This is a genomic window from Gordonia sp. 11cp, from assembly GCF_057767225.1.
On the sequence record NZ_CM173437.1, the window covers coordinates 2,618,295 to 2,634,052 of the forward strand.

General features: G+C 67.9%; 16 protein-coding genes. 8 read left to right on the forward strand and 8 right to left on the reverse strand.

The window, feature by feature from the left end; all coding sequences use genetic code 11:
* Nucleotides 1-9 precede the first annotated feature (9 nt).
* Nucleotides 10-297, reverse strand: coding sequence for an Rdx family protein (locus AC3B6C_RS11695; protein WP_488376118.1), 288 nt, complete (start codon nucleotides 295-297; stop codon nucleotides 10-12).
* An 89-nt stretch (nucleotides 298-386) separates the two neighbouring features.
* Between AC3B6C_RS11695 and AC3B6C_RS11700 the strand changes: the two genes are divergently transcribed.
* The gene (locus tag AC3B6C_RS11700; protein ID WP_488376119.1) at nucleotides 387-1,286 is read left to right on the forward strand and encodes a phosphoribosylaminoimidazolesuccinocarboxamide synthase; all 900 of its coding nucleotides are present in this window, start codon (nucleotides 387-389) and stop codon (nucleotides 1,284-1,286) included.
* Nucleotides 1,283-3,448, forward strand: a complete 2,166-nt coding sequence (locus AC3B6C_RS11705) for a S9 family peptidase (RefSeq protein WP_010844197.1) — start codon at nucleotides 1,283-1,285, stop codon at nucleotides 3,446-3,448. Before AC3B6C_RS11700 ends, AC3B6C_RS11705 begins: the two co-directional genes overlap by 4 nt.
* A gap of 183 nt (nucleotides 3,449-3,631) precedes the next feature.
* On the opposite strand, the gene AC3B6C_RS11710 is transcribed toward AC3B6C_RS11705, so the two are convergent.
* Both AC3B6C_RS11710 and AC3B6C_RS11715 read right to left on the reverse strand, forming a co-directional pair.
* Complete coding sequence (locus tag AC3B6C_RS11710) at nucleotides 3,632-5,179, reverse strand: DHA2 family efflux MFS transporter permease subunit (protein ID WP_010844198.1); 1,548 nt, start codon at nucleotides 5,177-5,179, stop codon at nucleotides 3,632-3,634.
* A 148-nt stretch (nucleotides 5,180-5,327) separates the two neighbouring features.
* Nucleotides 5,328-5,822, reverse strand: a complete 495-nt coding sequence (locus AC3B6C_RS11715) for a MarR family winged helix-turn-helix transcriptional regulator (protein WP_010844199.1) — start codon at nucleotides 5,820-5,822, stop codon at nucleotides 5,328-5,330.
* Between the two features lie 142 nt (nucleotides 5,823-5,964).
* On the opposite strand from AC3B6C_RS11715, the gene AC3B6C_RS11720 reads away from it, so the two are divergent.
* From AC3B6C_RS11720 to AC3B6C_RS11735, 4 genes are all read left to right on the forward strand, one after another.
* A complete protein-coding gene (locus AC3B6C_RS11720) occupies nucleotides 5,965-6,447 on the forward strand; it encodes a glutathione peroxidase (protein WP_010844200.1) in 483 nt (160 codons plus the stop codon).
* Between the two features lie 97 nt (nucleotides 6,448-6,544).
* Entirely contained in the window at nucleotides 6,545-6,784 is a 240-nt protein-coding gene (purS, locus tag AC3B6C_RS11725) for a phosphoribosylformylglycinamidine synthase subunit PurS (RefSeq protein ID WP_010844201.1), read from the forward strand.
* A gap of 10 nt (nucleotides 6,785-6,794) precedes the next feature.
* A complete protein-coding gene (purQ, locus tag AC3B6C_RS11730; RefSeq protein WP_010844202.1) occupies nucleotides 6,795-7,475 on the forward strand; it encodes a phosphoribosylformylglycinamidine synthase subunit PurQ in 681 nt (226 codons plus the stop codon).
* Nucleotides 7,476-7,489: 14 nt separating this feature from the next.
* On the forward strand, nucleotides 7,490-8,782 hold the full coding sequence (locus AC3B6C_RS11735) for a M18 family aminopeptidase (RefSeq protein WP_488376120.1): 1,293 nt from the start codon (nucleotides 7,490-7,492) through the stop codon (nucleotides 8,780-8,782).
* A 543-nt stretch (nucleotides 8,783-9,325) separates the two neighbouring features.
* On the opposite strand, the gene AC3B6C_RS11740 is transcribed toward AC3B6C_RS11735, so the two are convergent.
* Nucleotides 9,326-10,096, reverse strand: a complete 771-nt coding sequence (locus tag AC3B6C_RS11740; RefSeq protein WP_488376121.1) for a lytic transglycosylase domain-containing protein — start codon at nucleotides 10,094-10,096, stop codon at nucleotides 9,326-9,328.
* Between the two features lie 218 nt (nucleotides 10,097-10,314).
* Nucleotides 10,315-11,625: a hypothetical protein gene (locus AC3B6C_RS11745; RefSeq protein WP_488376122.1), complete on the reverse strand. Its 1,311-nt coding sequence runs from the start codon at nucleotides 11,623-11,625 to the stop codon at nucleotides 10,315-10,317.
* Between the two features lie 116 nt (nucleotides 11,626-11,741).
* Here AC3B6C_RS11745 and AC3B6C_RS11750 point away from each other — a divergent pair, with 116 nt between their 5' ends.
* Complete coding sequence (locus tag AC3B6C_RS11750; protein WP_014925437.1) at nucleotides 11,742-12,215, forward strand: anthrone oxygenase family protein; 474 nt, start codon at nucleotides 11,742-11,744, stop codon at nucleotides 12,213-12,215.
* A 34-nt stretch (nucleotides 12,216-12,249) separates the two neighbouring features.
* Here AC3B6C_RS11750 and AC3B6C_RS11755 read toward each other — a convergent pair whose 3' ends face one another.
* The 3 genes from AC3B6C_RS11755 to AC3B6C_RS11765 all read right to left on the reverse strand — a co-directional run bounded on the left by AC3B6C_RS11755 (nucleotide 12,250) and on the right by AC3B6C_RS11765 (nucleotide 15,086).
* Nucleotides 12,250-13,581, reverse strand: coding sequence for a VOC family protein (locus AC3B6C_RS11755; protein ID WP_488376123.1), 1,332 nt, complete (start codon nucleotides 13,579-13,581; stop codon nucleotides 12,250-12,252).
* On the reverse strand, nucleotides 13,578-14,072 hold the full coding sequence (locus AC3B6C_RS11760) for an RNA polymerase sigma factor (RefSeq protein WP_014925439.1): 495 nt from the start codon (nucleotides 14,070-14,072) through the stop codon (nucleotides 13,578-13,580). Before AC3B6C_RS11760 ends, AC3B6C_RS11755 begins: the two co-directional genes overlap by 4 nt.
* A gap of 114 nt (nucleotides 14,073-14,186) precedes the next feature.
* Nucleotides 14,187-15,086 carry an alpha/beta fold hydrolase gene (locus AC3B6C_RS11765; RefSeq protein WP_488376124.1) on the reverse strand — a complete coding sequence of 300 codons (900 nt, stop codon included), beginning with the start codon at nucleotides 15,084-15,086 and terminating at the stop codon, nucleotides 14,187-14,189.
* Between the two features lie 69 nt (nucleotides 15,087-15,155).
* On the opposite strand from AC3B6C_RS11765, the gene AC3B6C_RS11770 reads away from it, so the two are divergent.
* The gene (locus tag AC3B6C_RS11770; RefSeq protein WP_010844210.1) at nucleotides 15,156-15,758 is read left to right on the forward strand and encodes a TetR/AcrR family transcriptional regulator; all 603 of its coding nucleotides are present in this window, start codon (nucleotides 15,156-15,158) and stop codon (nucleotides 15,756-15,758) included.

Here is a 15,758-nt window from a genome sequence, read left to right on the forward strand (position 1 = left end):
GGATCGGGGTCATTCTGGCGCGGTGGCGTCGCCGTGCCCGAGCTGCCAGTCCGGTAGGGCGGTGTCGCGGACGCGCCGCTTGAGTTCGGGAGCGCCGGGGAAGCCGCCGTCACGCTTGCGTTCCCAGATCTGGATGCCGTCGACGTCGACGACGAACACGCCACCGGTGCCGGGGACGAGTGTCACCGAGCCGATCTCGGTGCCGAAGGTGTTCAGCAGTTCCGAGGCCATCCACGACGCTCGCAGCAGCCAGTTGCACTGCGTGCAGTAGGTGATGGTGATGTGCGGCTCGCTCATCGGTCCAGGATCGCAGACCCCGCGGCCCGGGGCCGGACGGGAGGTCCCTGCCGCCCCGCGTGGACACCTCACCCTCTAGGGTCGAGTCCATGCGTCCTGAACTGCAGTCCTACCGGCATCTGGCGTCGGGGAAGGTCCGCGAGATCTACGAGATCGACGCCGACACCCTGCTGCTGGTGGCGTCCGACCGGATCTCGGCCTACGACCACGTCCTCAGTCCCGCGATCCCCGACAAGGGACGCATATTGACGGCGATGAGCTTCTACTGGTTCGACGAGCTCGGGGTGCCCAACCACCTGGCCGGCGGGCCGACCGACGACCGAATCCCGGCGCGCGTGCTGGGCCGGTCGATGGTGGTCCGCCGACTGCCCATGGTGCAGGTCGAATGCGTCGCCCGCGGCTACCTGACCGGCTCGGGCCTGCTCGACTACCAGGCGACCGGAGCGGTGTGCGGCGTCGAACTGCCGGCAGGTCTGGCGGAGGCGAGCAAGCTCCCCGAACCGATCTTCACCCCGGCCACCAAGGCGGAGCAGGGTGAGCACGACGAGAACATCAGTTTCGAGCGGGTCGTCGAGCAGGAGGGGCAGGAGCTGGCGCAGGCGTTGCGGTCGGCCACACTCGACATCTACGCACGCGGCGCGGCGGTCGCCGCCGAGCGCGGAATCATCCTCGCCGACACCAAGTTCGAGTTCGGCCGCGGGGCCGACGGGGAACTCGTCCTGGCCGACGAGGTGCTCACCCCCGACTCGTCGCGGTACTGGGAGGCCGCCACCTACGAGCCGGGCAAGGTGCAGCCGAGCTTCGACAAGCAGATCGTACGGAATTGGCTCACGAGTGCGGAATCCGGTTGGGACAGAGCGTCCGACGAGGCGCCGCCGGAGTTGCCCGACGACGTCGTCGACCGCACGCGCCAGCGTTACATCGATGCCTACGAGTGGATCTCGCAGAAGTCCTTTGCCGACTGGCCCGACGCGGAGGTGATCTCGTGACCGAGGAGAAGACCGTGGCCGTCCACGACGCGACCCCGCCGGTCGCCAAGAAGGTGCCGACCGAGCGCACCCACCACGGCGACACCTTCGTCGACGATTACGAATGGTTGCGCGACAAGGACGATCCAGAGGTGATCGCCTACCTCGAGGCGCAGAACGCCTTCACCGAATCGCACACGGCCCAGCTGGCGGACCTGCGCGCGCAGATCTTCGACGAGATCAAGAGTCGTACCAAGGAAACCGACATGTCGGTGCCCAACCGGCGCGGCCGGTACTGGTACTACGGGCGCACCCATGAGGGCAAGCAGTATTCGACGTCCTGCCGCTGTCCGATCCGGTCCGACGACGACTGGACCCCGCCGGAGGTCGGCGACGACCCGCTGCCCGGCGAGGAGATCCTGCTCGACGCCAATGTCGAGGCCGAGGGCCATGACTTCTTCAGCCTCGGGGCGCTGACCGTCAGCGACGACGGGAACTGGCTGGCCTACAGCATCGACGTCGTCGGGGACGAGCGATACACCCTGCGCGTCAAGGACCTTCGCAGTGGCGAGCTGCTCCCCGACGAGGTGCGCGACACGTCGGGGGGTGCGGTCTGGTCGGCGGACGCCCGGCACGTCTTCTACTCGACGGTCGATGCCGCGTGGCGTCCGGACACGGTGTGGCGCCACGACATCGGCGCCGGCTCGGCCGATGTGAAGGTCTTCCACGAGCCCGACGAGCGGTTCTGGGTCGGGATGGGCACCACGCGAAGTGACAAGTACCTGGTCATCGGTGTCGGTTCCAAGATCACCTCGGAGAGCTATCTGCTCGCCGCCGACGACCCGACGGGTGAGTTCCGCAGTGTCGCACCGCGAGTCGACGGAGTCGAGTACAGCGTCGAACATGCGGTCATCGACGGCGAGGACTACCTCGTCATCGTGCACAACGATGTCCGGGACGGGCAGAAGGCGGAGAACTTCGCCATCGACCTCGCACCTGTCGACGATCCGTCGGCACGCCGGGAACTCATCGCGCACGACCCGCAGCGCCGTATCGAGGATCTCGACGCCTTCGCCGACTACCTGGTCCTGTCCTACCGCCGGGATGCACTGCCGCGGCTCGCGATCGCCGATCTCCGCCAGATCGACGGCATCCCGTCCGAGTCGGACTTCGCCGAGGTCACCTTCGATCAGGAGCTGAGTTCGGCGGGCCTCGGGGCCAACCCGGAATGGAGTGCCCCCAAGCTCCGCATCGGGTACGGCAGCTTCATCGAGCCGGCCGAACTGTTCGAGCTCGACGTCGCCTCCGGCGAGCGCACCCTGCTCAAGCGGCAGCCGGTCCTGGGCGGCTACGACCCGGCCGACTACGTGCAGTCCCGCGAGTGGGCCGTCGCCGAGGACGGCACCCGCATCCCGCTGTCGGTGGTGCGCCGCAAGGAGACCGACGCCGCCAAGCCCGCCCCGCTGCTGCTGTACGGCTACGGCTCCTACGAGGCGAGCATCGACCCGTACTTCTCGGTGGCGCGACTGTCGATGCTCGACCGCGGCATGGTGTTCGTCCTGGCCCACATCCGCGGCGGCGGCGAGATGGGTCGCCACTGGTACGAGAACGGCAAGGAACTCAGCAAGCGCAACACCTTCACCGACTTCGTCGCGGCGGCCCGTCATCTCGTCGACACCGGTTGGACGACACCGCAGCAGATGGTCGCCGAGGGCGGGTCCGCGGGTGGACTGCTGATGGGTGCGGTCGCCAACCTCGCGCCCGAGTTGTTCAACGGGATTCTGGCGTCGGTGCCGTTCGTCGACGCTCTGAACTCGATCCTCGATCCGTCCCTTCCCCTCACGGTGATCGAGTGGGACGAGTGGGGTGACCCGTTGCACGACCCGAAGGTCTACGAGTACATGAAGACCTACACGCCCTATGAGAACGTCGAGGCGAAGCCGTACCCGCCCATTCTCGCGCAGACGTCGCTGAACGACACCCGGGTGTTGTTCACCGAGGCGGCGAAATGGGTTGCGCGGCTTCAGGAGAAGTCCACATCCGACAACCCGGTCCTGCTCAAGACCGAGATGTCGGCCGGTCACGGCGGCGTCAGTGGACGCTACAAGCAGTGGGAAGAAGTGGCGTTCGAGCTGGCGTGGATCCTCCAGCAGTCCGGCGCACTCGACCGCACCGCTGGTTGAGTCCCCCTCCCGCTGGTTGAGTTCCCCTCCCGCTGGTTGAGTTCCCCTCCCGCTGGTTGAGCTCCCCTCCCGCTGGTTGAGCTTGTCGAAACCACGAAGCCCCGTTCGACCGAGTCGAACGGGGCTTCGTCGTGTGGTTTCGACAAGCTCAACCAGCAAGGGAGAGCTCGACCAGCAGGGCCGTCAGTGCATCATGATCGGACCGCGGTCCATGTCCTCTTCGGTGAGCGGCGAGGCGATCCTCTTGCGGGGCAGGAAGAACGCCGGGATCAGCGTGAGCACGATCAGCACCACCGCGATGGTGAAGGTGCTGGAGAACACGTCCGCCGCCGTCTCGAAGAACGACTCCGGCAACGGATCCGGCACTCCTGGGGGCAGCGGTGCGTCGGAGGTGTTGGCCATGATCGCGAGACCGGCCTCCGGTTTGCCGGCCAGACTGCTGGCGAGGATCACCGAGATGACCGCGGTGCCGATCGAGGTCGCCGACTGCTGGATCACGTTGAGCAGCGTCGAGCCGTCGGGGACCTGCGAGTTGCTGAGCGTCGCGAGGGCCGCGGACATGATCGGCATCATCGCCAGGCCCATTCCCAGGCCCTGCACGAACAGGGAGGCGCCGAGGAGCCAGTACGAGGTGTTCGCACCCAGGAACATGAATGTGCCCAGGCCCAACACGATCAGCACGATGCCGCTGACGACGAACTTGCCCGGACCCATCTTGTCGGTGAGACGACCGGCGATCGGCATGGTGATCATCGCGCCGATGCCCTGCGGCGCCAGCAGCAGGCCGGCGGCCAGCGTCGACTCGCCGCGCACGCCGATGAAGTACTGCGGGAACAGCAGTGCCGCACCGAAGAACGCGATCATGAACAGCACCATTGTGATGACCGAGACGCTCAGCGTGCGGTTGGCGAACAGGCGCAGGTCGAGGAGCGGGTTCTTCTTGCGCAGGGCATGGAAGACGAAGGCGACGATGAGGATCGCGCCCACGATGGCCGGCACCAGGACCCAGGCCGACATGAACGTCCGGTGCTCGGCGCTCGAGGAGATGCCGAACAGGAACAGTGCCAGACCAGGGGAGAGCAGCAGCAGGCCGACGACGTCGAAGGACGGTCGGCTGGTCTCGGCGTCGTCGCGCAGGACGATCCACGAGTAGACCAGGGCGACGATGCCGATCGGGACGTTGATCAGGAAGATCCAGTGCCAGCTGAGCTGCTCGATCAGGACGCCGCCCAGGATCGGGCCCGAGATGGGTCCGAGGAGCATCGGGATACCGAGAACCGCCATGACCGAGCCGACGCGTTCCGGACCGGCGGCCTTGGTCAGGATCATCATGCCGACGGGCATCAGCATGCCGCCGCCGAGTCCCTGGATCACGCGGAACGCGACGAGCATCCCGATGTTCGGCGCCAGCGCGCAGAGCACCGAGCCCAGCGTGAAGAGGACCAGCGAGACGAGGTAGACGCGCTTGGTGCCGAAACGCGAAGCCGCCCAACTCGACAGCGGGATCACCGCGGCCAGCGCCAGGGTGTAGCCGGTCGCCGTCCAGGCGGCACCGGCCGCGTCGGTGCCGAACTCCTGCTGGAAGGTGTTCTGCGCGACGGCCACCACGGTGACGTCGAGGATCGACATGATCGCGCCGAGCACGACCACGCCGGCGACCAACAGGACGTGTCGGTCCAGCTTGGTGTCCGGTGGGCCTTCGTGCAGGTGACCACCTGTGGATGAAGTCATTCGGGTGTTCCTATCGGTCGGACGAGATCTGTACAGGCCGCACCGACTCGCGCTCGAGGTGGAGGGCGGGAGTCTGGTGCGAACCCCGGGATCGAGGGTGTTCGGGTTCAGAGGCTGGTGACCAGGGCCGGCGCGCCGGCCCTCGGGGTCATGAGGCCCGGTGTCGGGTGTCGGCCGGCAGCCGGAAGTGGTCGACGTCGTCGTCGACGATGGGACGTAGCGCCGTACACAGGTTGTCCCGGAGTTCGGCGGGCAGACGGGCCACGAAGTCCTGGATGGTTCCGTGCTTCATTGCCAGGTGGGTCTCCAGGAAGCGCATTCCCGCGTCGGTGAGGGAGATGCGCTTGACCCGCCGGTCGGACGGATCCTCGCGACGATCGACGAGGCCCCCGCCGACCAGTTTGTCCACTGTCCGGCCGGCGGCCGCGAGTGACAGCTGTACCTGATCGGCGATCGCGTTCACCGACATCGGACCTGCCTGGCATCCGAGTGCCGAGAGGATGCGCAGCTGGGAGAACGTGATGTCGGTGGAGGCCAGACTTTCCAGTGCTTCCGGCCGGCTCAGGCTGGTGAGTCGGTCCAGGAATGCATTGAGCGCCGACGATGCGGCAGACACCGACTCATCGGCACCGCGGAAACCCATGCATTCTTCGGCCACCGGAAGATGCTAACGCAAATGCAACTATTGCAGAAACGCAAACAACGGTGACCTTGTGCATACGCGCCACGGTGCTGTGACCCACGTCTCGAAAGCTCCGCGGCCGGCGACGTCTAACCTGGCGTCCATGGCCAACATCAAGGACATCCCGGTTTCTGCCCTCGACGGTTCCGACGTCTCGCTGAACGACTTCGGCGGACCGCTTCTCGTGGTGAACGTCGCCAGCAAGTGCGGTCTCACGCCGCAGTACGCCGGCCTGGAGGAGCTCGCCAAGACATACGGGGACAAAGGGCTCACCGTCGTCGGAGTGCCGTGCAACCAGTTCATGGGGCAGGAGCCGGGTACTGCCGAGGAGATCGCGACCTTCTGCTCGGCGACCTACGGTGTGACCTTCCCGCTGCTCGAGAAGACCGACGTCAACGGCGACGGTCGCCACCCGCTGTACGCCGAACTCACCCAACACGCCGACGCCGACGGCGAAGCGGGCGACATCCAGTGGAACTTTGAGAAGTTTCTCGTCAACGCCGACGGCGAGGTCGTCAACCGCTTCCGTCCGCGCACCGAGCCGACCGACCCGACGGTCATCGCCGCCATCGAATCCGTGCTCTGAGGCGATTTGGCGCACCCGGTAAGCTGACCGGCGTGAACTGATCGGGGAGACACACCGATCAGGCGACAACCGACCAGCAGACATTGAGGAGCGGTCCATGGCGCGAGTGGTGGTCGACGTGATGCCCAAAGCCGAGATTCTCGACCCCCAGGGCCAGGCCATCGTCGGCGCCCTGGGTCGGCTCGGGTTCAGCGGAATCGGCGACGTCCGGCAGGGCAAGCGTTTCGAGCTCGAGGTCGACGACACGGTCGACGACACGACCCTCGAGCGCATCGCCGAAGAACTCCTGACCAACACCGTCATCGAGAACTTCAACGTCTCGCGCGTCGCGGAGTAGAGAGCAGCACATGACAGCACGTATCGGGGTCATCACCTTCCCCGGCACCCTCGACGATGTCGACGCCGCCCGCGCGGTCCGGCTCGCGGGCGCCGAGCCGGTCGCACTGTGGCACGGCGACGCCGACCTCAAGGGTGTCGACGCCATCATCGTGCCCGGCGGGTTCTCCTATGGCGACTACCTGCGGGCCGGTGCCATCGCCCGTTTCGCGCCGGTCATGGGATCGGTCGTCGAGGCCGCGGGCAAGGGGATGCCGATCCTCGGCATCTGCAACGGTTTTCAGGTCCTCTGTGAGGCCGGACTGCTCCCGGGCGCACTGACCCGCAACGAGGGCCTGCACTTCATCTGCCGGGACGAGTGGCTGCGTGTCGAGTCGAACACCACGGCGTGGACGACCCGGTTCGAGCAGGGCGCGGAGATCCTGATCCCCCTCAAGTCCGGTGAAGGACGTTACGTGGCGTCGGAGCGCAAGCTCGAGGAACTCGAGGGTGAGGGGCTCGTGGTGTTCCGGTTCCCCGAGCGGAACCCCAACGGTTCGTCGCTCGACATCGCCGGGATCTCCAGCCCCGACGGGCGGATCGTCGGCCTGATGCCGCACCCCGAGCACGCCACGGAGCCGCTCACCGGCCCCAGTGACGACGGCCTCGGACTGTTCTACTCGGCGATCGACTCGGTTCTCGCCTCCGCGTGAGAGCAGGCACGCCGATGAGTGCGTCCGCCAGGATTCCGACCAGTGCGACCGCGCGCGGGCTCGGCGAGTTCGTCGACGCGTCGCCGTCGCCGTTCCACGTCTGTGCGACGGTGGCACGTGAACTCGAAAACGCCGGGTACACGCGACTTTTCGAGGACCAGGAGTGGCCCGGAGGTGACCTCGACGCGCCGTCGGCGCGGCACTACGTGATCCGCGGCGGCTCGATCATCGCCTGGGAGACAGGGCCCTCGGGTGCCTTCCGCATCGTCGGCGGGCACACCGACAGTCCCAACCTGCGGCTCAAGCAGCATCCGGACCGCTCGTCGGCCGGAGTCGCGATGGTCGCGCTCGAACCCTACGGCGGTGCGTGGCTCAACTCCTGGCTCGATCGCGACCTCGGCCTCTCCGGCCGTCTCGCGTACCGGTCGGGAAACTCGGTGGCGCACACGCTGGTCCATGTCACCGAGCCGGTGGTGCGGGTGCCCCAGCTCGCGATCCATCTGTCCGAGGACCGCAAGGGCGTCTCGCTCGATCCGCAACGGCATGTCAACGCCGTGTGGGGGATCGGTGACGAGGTTCCCGATGTCCTGGGCTGGGTGTCGGAGTATGCGGGGATCGATCCGGACGCGGTCCTCGGCTGGGAGCTCATGACCCACGACGTCGCACCGTCGGCGATCATCGGTGCCGACGGAAATCTGCTCAGCGCACCCCGTTTGGACAACCAGGGCACCTGTTACACGGGTTTGCGCGCATTGCTCGACGCCGGGTCGTCGAATCACACGAAGATGCTGGTCCTGTTCGACCACGAGGAGGTCGGCAGCGGTTCCGAACGCGGTGCCGCCTCGGACTTCCTGGGCTCGGTCTGCGAACGAATCGTCTTGGCGCGGGGCGGATCACGCGAGGACTTCCTGCGGGCGATGGCCGCGAGTGTGTGCCTGTCGGGCGACATGGCCCATGCGACCCACCCGAACTATCCCGAACGGCACGAACCCGGCCACCGCATCTCGATCGGCGGCGGCCCGGTGCTCAAGGTGAACCAGAACCTGCGCTACGCGTCGGATGCGGTGGGAGAGGCCGTCTTCGCGCTCGCATGCGACGCCGCGGGCGTCCCGATGCAGCGGTACGTCCATCGGGCGGATCTGCCGTGCGGGTCGACGATCGGACCGATCACGGCATCGCGCACGGGTCTCACGACGATCGACGTCGGCGCGCCACAGCTGGCGATGCACTCCGCACGCGAGCTCATGGGTGCCGACGACGTGCCGATGTATTCGGCTGCGCTGCAGGCGTTCCTGACGCAAGGCTGAGGTCCTGGCGCCCGAGCTGGTGCCTGCTCCCTGAGGAGCGAGCTTGCGAGCTGGTGCCTGCTCCCTGAGGTGCGAGCGGGTGGCTGCTCCCTGAGGAGCGAGCTTGCGGGCTGGTGCCTGCTCCCTGAGGAGCGAGCTTGCGAGCGTCACGAAGGGTTTCGCAGCCTCGGTCGCCGACCCTTCGTGGCTCGTCGCTTGCGCTCCTCGCACCTCAGGGGGCAGAGGTGGGGGGTCGTCGCTTGCGCTCCTCGCACCTCAGGGGGCAGAGGTGGGAGGTTGTCGCTATCGCTTCTCGCACCGCAGATGGTGAGGCGGCACAAAGCTGCGTTTCGTAACCGACAGACTTCAACTCGACTCCCAGACTTCGATCGAAGTCCATCGGTCGAGTTGACGTCTGTCGGTCACGAGCCCGAGCGCCGAGCCCTGCGCATCGTCGGCGTCGCCCCTGTGTCGTTGCTGTGCGTGACTCCGCGGGCCGCTGTGTCCCAACTCCGGAACGGCCGATCTTCCAGTTCTTCCGGACCAGGTGCGAGGAGAGCGCGATCAGTACTCGCGGGCGAAACCGAGGACTTTGTCCACGTAGTCCATCGAGTTGTTGTACCGCAGCACCGCCGTCACCAGCGAGGACGAGTCTCGCAGGTCGAGGTCTTCGTCGCACAGGTAGTTCGCGGTGGTCAGCGCGGCGTCGAAGATGTTCTGCGGGTCGGACTTTCCGTCGCGATTGCCGTCGGCGGCGTACATCTTCCATGTCGACGGCAGGAACTGCATCGGGCCGACCGCGCGGTCGTAGACCGGGTCGCCGTCGAGTTGGCCGCCGTCGGTGTCACCGATGACCTGGTTGCCGGCGAGGGACCCGTCGAGGCGCGGACCGAAGATCGCACTGCGCAGCACGCCGTCGGGGTTCACGTTGCCCTGATCGGCGTGATGGGACTCGACGCGACCGATTCCGGCGATGACCTTCCAGTCGATGCCGCAGCGCGGGTGGGCGCTCGTGACGGCCTTGGCGGCCGAGGAGTACGCGTCGTAGTTGGTCACCGGGACCGCGCCGGTCGTGACGCTCGCCGGGCGGACCGGGGGCGGTGGGGGCGTCGGCGCGATGGGGTGGGCCCGGACGGCAGGCGTCACGGCGGGTGGTGTGGTGGCCTCGGTCGCGGACTGGGGCGACTGGGGCGCCGACACAGGCGTCGGGGCCAGTGTCTGACCGGAGAGCTCGGCTCCGGCGGTGGCCGCGCCGGCCAGAACGCCGACCGGCAGGAGGGCGGTGGCCCACAGCGGTGTGCGGGACCTCTTCCGTGGCTTGGAGTGCTTACCCAAAACTGATCGACCTCGCGTGTACATCTCGTGGCTCGTGCTTGCGGAACCGAGCCGACCGTACACGCGGCCGTGAGCAAAGCGTTATCTTGTCGTAACCGAAACAGGTCTGTACGGGACGACGTTTTCGTGTTTGTGCAGGTAAGGCCCGAAGCTCGAGCGCGCCTGTGAAACGGCCCACACGATGGTTGATGGCGGGACGATCGGGGCAGCGGCCGGGGTCAGTTCGGGCGCAGCATCGACAGGGTGCTGCCCTCGCTGACGACGATGTATCCGTCGACCACCCGGACGAGACCGGGGGAGGACAAGCCGCGTTCCCACGCCGCGGTGTTGCCCGGGGTGAGTCCGGTCAGCAGCCCCTGATTGACAAGGACCATGGTGGTGCCGCTGGACCCGACGCACCGCGGATTGGCGAGGATCGGTTGCTGCGGACCGGGCGGGGGCCCGCTGCCGACGTGTGCGCCGTCGGCGAGCGCGTACGTCGTCCGTGAACCGTCGAGGCGGCCGAAGTTGACGAGGGAGCCACAGGCGACGGCATTGGCCTTGGACAGTTCGCCGTCGCGGATCTGCCACAGCGCCCTCGCTTGCGCGGGATCGCGGACCTCGTACTGTCCCTCGGCGGCGAACACCCGGTTCGCCGCGTTCAGGACGGGCAGGGTCGACGGTCCCGGCAGCACGCGCAGGCCGTCGGCCTCCGCGACCGGATCGGCGTCGACCCGCCCGTTGACGGTGGCGTAGGTGACCACCTTCTCCTCGCCGTAGGCCTGGTGGTCGACGGTCACTCCGGTCGGGTAGAGCTTGATCGCGCACTGGTCGCAACCGATGCGGTCCTCCCCGGTAGCCGGGTTGACCAGGTGCTGGCTGGCATCGGCGGTCTTGATGACGACGATGTCGCCGGATACCTCGATGCCGACGACCGGTGCCGCGAAGGTCCGTGCCCAGATGTTGTTGCCGGCCGGGGTGTTCAGCGTGACCTGGTGCCCGACCCGGTTGACGCGCAGGAAGTCGGTGCCGAGACCCTCGACCGCCTTGGTGTCCAGATACTCCGCGGTGCGGGTCGGGACCCCGTCGTCGTCGACGAGGTAGAAACCGTCGTCGAGCGGGGTGCCCAGCTGTACCGCGCAACCGACCTGGCCCGCCTCGTTGACCGCGCAGTCGCCCTGCCCCGCGTTGATGGGGCTGTCCCACAGCAGTTTTCCGGTACGCCGGTCCACCATCACGAACGAGCGTCCCAATCCGGACGGATACGTGATGAGCCAACCCTCGTCGGAGGTGTCGGCGACCTCGATGGTGACCTCACCGACGTAGTCGGGCAGGTCCTCCTGGCCGACGATCGTCCAGGCGGTCCCCGGCTCACGTTCGTATCCGCGCAGCTCGCCGTAGGCGTACTCACCGTCGTCGGTCCGGGCGTCACCGCTCGCGAGCACCACGCCACCGGTCACGACCAGCGCGGCGCACAGGACGAAGACGATGGTCCCGATGCCGAACGGCAGACGCGCGGACAGGGCCCGGACGCGAGGGCGAGAGGACATGGGTAAGAGTCAACCATGACGGCGGTGGCCGCTCCGGAGTCGGGATCCGGACGGCGGAGCAGGAAATCCGCCGGTCGGGTCACGGTTTTCGCCTCGCGAGATGCTGAACTGTTCCCATGGATCTGCTGCGCGAGGTGTTGGTGACCCTGACGATCGTGACCACCGGGCTCAGCGCCGGTGTGCTGGCGGGATTCGGCTACGCCGTGATCCCGGGTCTGACCCGGGCCGGTGCCGACGTCGCGGTCGCGGCCATGCAACGGATGAACAGCGCCATCCTCAACCCGCTCTTCGCGGTGATCTTCGGCGGCGGTCTGCTGTTCGGCGCGCTGACCGTCTGGCTCGGTTGGGGTTCGGGTCTCCGGTGGTGGGCCTTCGCCGCAACGGTCCTCACCGCGCTCGGCATCGTGATCACGATGGTCGTCAACGTCCCCGCCAACGACCGTCTCGACGCCGCGGGTGATGTCCGCGGAGACGAGGCGGAGAGGGTCTGGTCGCGGTTCACCGCCGTCTGGGTGCCGTGGAACGTCGTGCGCTCCCTGCTGACCGCCGCAGCGATGGTGGTGCTGATCGTCGGGCTGTTGGTGGGCTGATGCCGTGTTGCTTCCTGCGCGTGCGGGTGGGTGCTCAGAACAACTGACCGAGGTAGAACTGCCCGCCCTGGTCGTCGGCGCATCGCGCGGAGACGCCGTACGGGGCGGTGCTCGGTTCCTCCAGTACCGTCCCGCCCGCGGCGCGGACGCGCTCGACCGCGGCGACGACGTCGTCGGTCGTCCACATCGGCACGGCGACCGGGCGGTCCGCGCCGCCCGCGAGACCGATCTGCGGTCGGGAGTCGTCGACCTCCCAGCCGTCGTCGACGCGACCGCCGTAAAACGTCCAGCCGAGCACCGAACCGTAGAACTCGCGGAACCGTCCGCTGTCGGGCGTCAGCACCGTCAGGTAGGTCATGGCTCCGGGTGCGCGCGGGTGCGCCTCCGGCCGGGTGTCCTCCGGGTCGGAGGCGAAGACCGCGAATCGGACGCCCTGATCATCGACGGCGTCGACGACGCGGTGTCCGTCGGGACTGGAACCGAACGTCCCCTGTCCGCCGGCCGCGACGATGCGCTCGTGGGCGGCCTCGAGGTCGTCGACGGCGTACGCGCAGAACATCGTCGGGGCGCCCGGGGTCTCGAAGATGCCGAGGCGATGACCGACGTTGATGACACGCCGCCCCTGTGAGTCGAACTCCCAGCCGAGGACGTCGCCGTAGAAGCGCCGGGCACGGGCGGCGTCGGGCGTGTTCAGGGACATGAAGCCCACGTCGCCCTGGCGGATCACCGCGGGGGTCGTGGCCTTCGACGGCCCGCTCAGCATCCAGCGGTGCCCGAACGGGTCGACGACGACCGCAGTGCGGGTGCCGTGGGCTTCGTACGGCTCGCGGGTCACCGCGGCTCCGGCGCGGGCGGCGCTCGAGACCGCATCGTCGGTGTCGTCGACGGCGACCATCAGGCTGACCGAAACCTGCCCGGGGGCGGGCGCGCGGAGTCCGAGATCGGGGAACTCGGCGGCGAGATAGACCGCGCCGCCGCCCAATTCGAGTTCGGCGTGGCCGATCACGCCGTCGGCCATGACGATCGGTTCGCCGCGCAACCGTGCGCCGAACGCGTCGACGTACCAGTCGATCGCGGCCTGCGGTTCGGCCACGACGAGATACGGGAGGGCGCCGGGGCGTTCCACCACCGGTTCTCCTCGGGAGGGCGCAGCGGACGGGGCGGTCTCCGATGCATCGAGTTGTGTTGCGGTGGCCATGACGACTCCTTCGGGTAGGTTCGCGCCGCGCTCGAGGCGATCACGCAGCGCGGCGGCGAAATCGCGGTCGGGACGAACGGGATCGTCGAAGCCCGGCGTGCGCGCCGCGTTCAGGACGTGCAGCGGATCTCGCGTCGCGTCGAAGCGCGAGCTGTTCCGGGTACTCATGCGTGACCTCCTCTCCCGCTGGGCTGGGGTTGTGTTTCGGGGTAGGCGGCACGGAACGCGCGCTTGGCCCTGGTGAGAAGTGCCTCGGTCGCGCCGACCGTGCGGCCCAGGATCTCCGCGCACTCGCCGACGGGGAGATCGTCGACGTAGCGCAGCGTCAGCACCGAACGATGGACCGGCGACAGCTGGCCCAGGGTGTGATGGGCGACCATCCGGTCGAGTTCGGTGTCCCACGGATCGTTGCCGCGGTCGGGTGGATTCTCGACGGGCTCCGGGGTGCGCTGGGCGCGTCGCCAGTGATCGGCGAGCTTGTGCCGGGCGATCCCGATCAGCCACCCGGTGGTCGGTTCGGTGTCGCGTCGTCGTCGGACGGAGTCCATCGCGGCCAGGAAGGTCTCCGAGGTGACGTCCTCGGCGGTGCGACGATCCGGGCAGCGGCGCACGACGAAGCCGTACACCTCTGGCAGTGCCTGGTCATAGACTGCCAGCAATCCCTCTGGTCCCCGGGTCGAAGAAACCGGTTGGTCGCTGCTCACACCTTCATCGTCGTGGCTGGACGCGACAATCCGACGGGTGTGGAGGAAATTTCTTCGCGGGACGGACAGTCAGGGCGACGTGAGGTCCCCGACGGTGAGCTCGACGATCTGGTCGGCCACGGCCCGCGGCTGGTCGAGCGACACGAAGGTCCGTGCGTCGGGAACCTCGACGAACGGCGCGCCGCCTGGGAAGGCAGCGGCCAGCCGGCGTCCGTGCGCCGGGGTGAAGCATCGGTCGTCGCGTCCCCAGACCAGGCGGACCGGAAGGTCGACACCGGACATCCGTGGGGTGATCGTCGCCAGTTCGGCCGGACTGATGCCTCGGAGGAAAGCGATGAAGTCGTCGCGGATGCGCGCATCGGTCTGCAGCGGCTCGAAGACCGAGCCGGTGAGTTCGGGGTCCGGGTCGTTGAGCAGCAGGCCGGCCCCGAGTGCGGAATGGCGCAGTGCGCGCAGTCGCATCGCCTCGGCCAGAGGCTTCAGCAGCCAACGGTGCTTCATCAGTGCGAAGTACAGCCGGAACGGCTGGGGTGGGAACAGATCGAACGCATCGCAGTTGGTGAACACCAACCGGCTGACGAATCGCGGGTCGTCGTCGAGCGCGAACTGGGTGATGGCGCCGCCGGAGTCGTTGGCCACGAGCGTCGCGGCGGACAGGCCGAACCGGTCGACGAACTCCCGCAGGAGCCGGCCCATCCCGCGCGGCGAGCGGTCCGCCCCGGGCCCGAGCGGAATGCGATGGGAGCCCAGGGGCATGAGGGGGACCAGGCACCTGAACCCGCGTTCGGCGAGCAGGAGCGCGGTCGGTTCCCACAGGCGATGATCGACGACGGCGCCGTGGACGAAGACGATCGGCGGATGCGCGGACTCCGCGCGCCCGTATGTGGCGTACTCGAGGACGCCGGAGGGCAGTTCGACGCTCGGAAGTGTGGTGGGTGGGGGTGTGGCCGCCCGCGGTGCAGTTGCCATGGCGAGACCCGCTTCTCGTAGACTCAGATAACTTACGAACACTGAGTATGAAAGTTACGTGCAAACTGTATGAAAGTCAATCGTCGTACCCAGGCGGAGCGGACCGCGGCCACCCGCGCGGCGCTGATCGCCGCCGGACGCAAACTCTTCGGTGAGCGCGGTTTCGCCGACGTCGGCACCCAGGAGATCGTCGCCGAAGCCGGTGTCACGCGCGGTGCGCTGTATCACCAGTTCGACGACAAGAAGGGGCTCTTCGTCGCCGTCTACGACGACGTGGAGCAGTCGATCGTCGCGCAGATCGCCGCGGACGTCGGCGAACGGGCCGGTGACGATCCGCTCGCCGCGCTCAAGTCGGGCATGCGCCTCTTCCTGCGGCTGTGTACCGAGCCGGAAGTGCACCGCATCACTCTGGTCGAGGCGCCGTCGGTGCTGGGCTGGAGCGAATGGCGCGCTCGCGGTGAAGAATTCGGCTTCGCACTCGTCGAGGGTCTGATCGCGGCGGCGATCGCGACGGGGCAGGCGGTCGAGCAGCCCACCCGCCCGCTGGCCCATGTCGCGATCGGCGCTCTCGATGAGGCGGCGCTCTACGTCGCCGCCGCCGACGATCGCGAGGCCGCCACCGAGCAGGTGGCCGCCGTCCTCGAGCGGATCGTCGACTCCTTCGCGACCTAG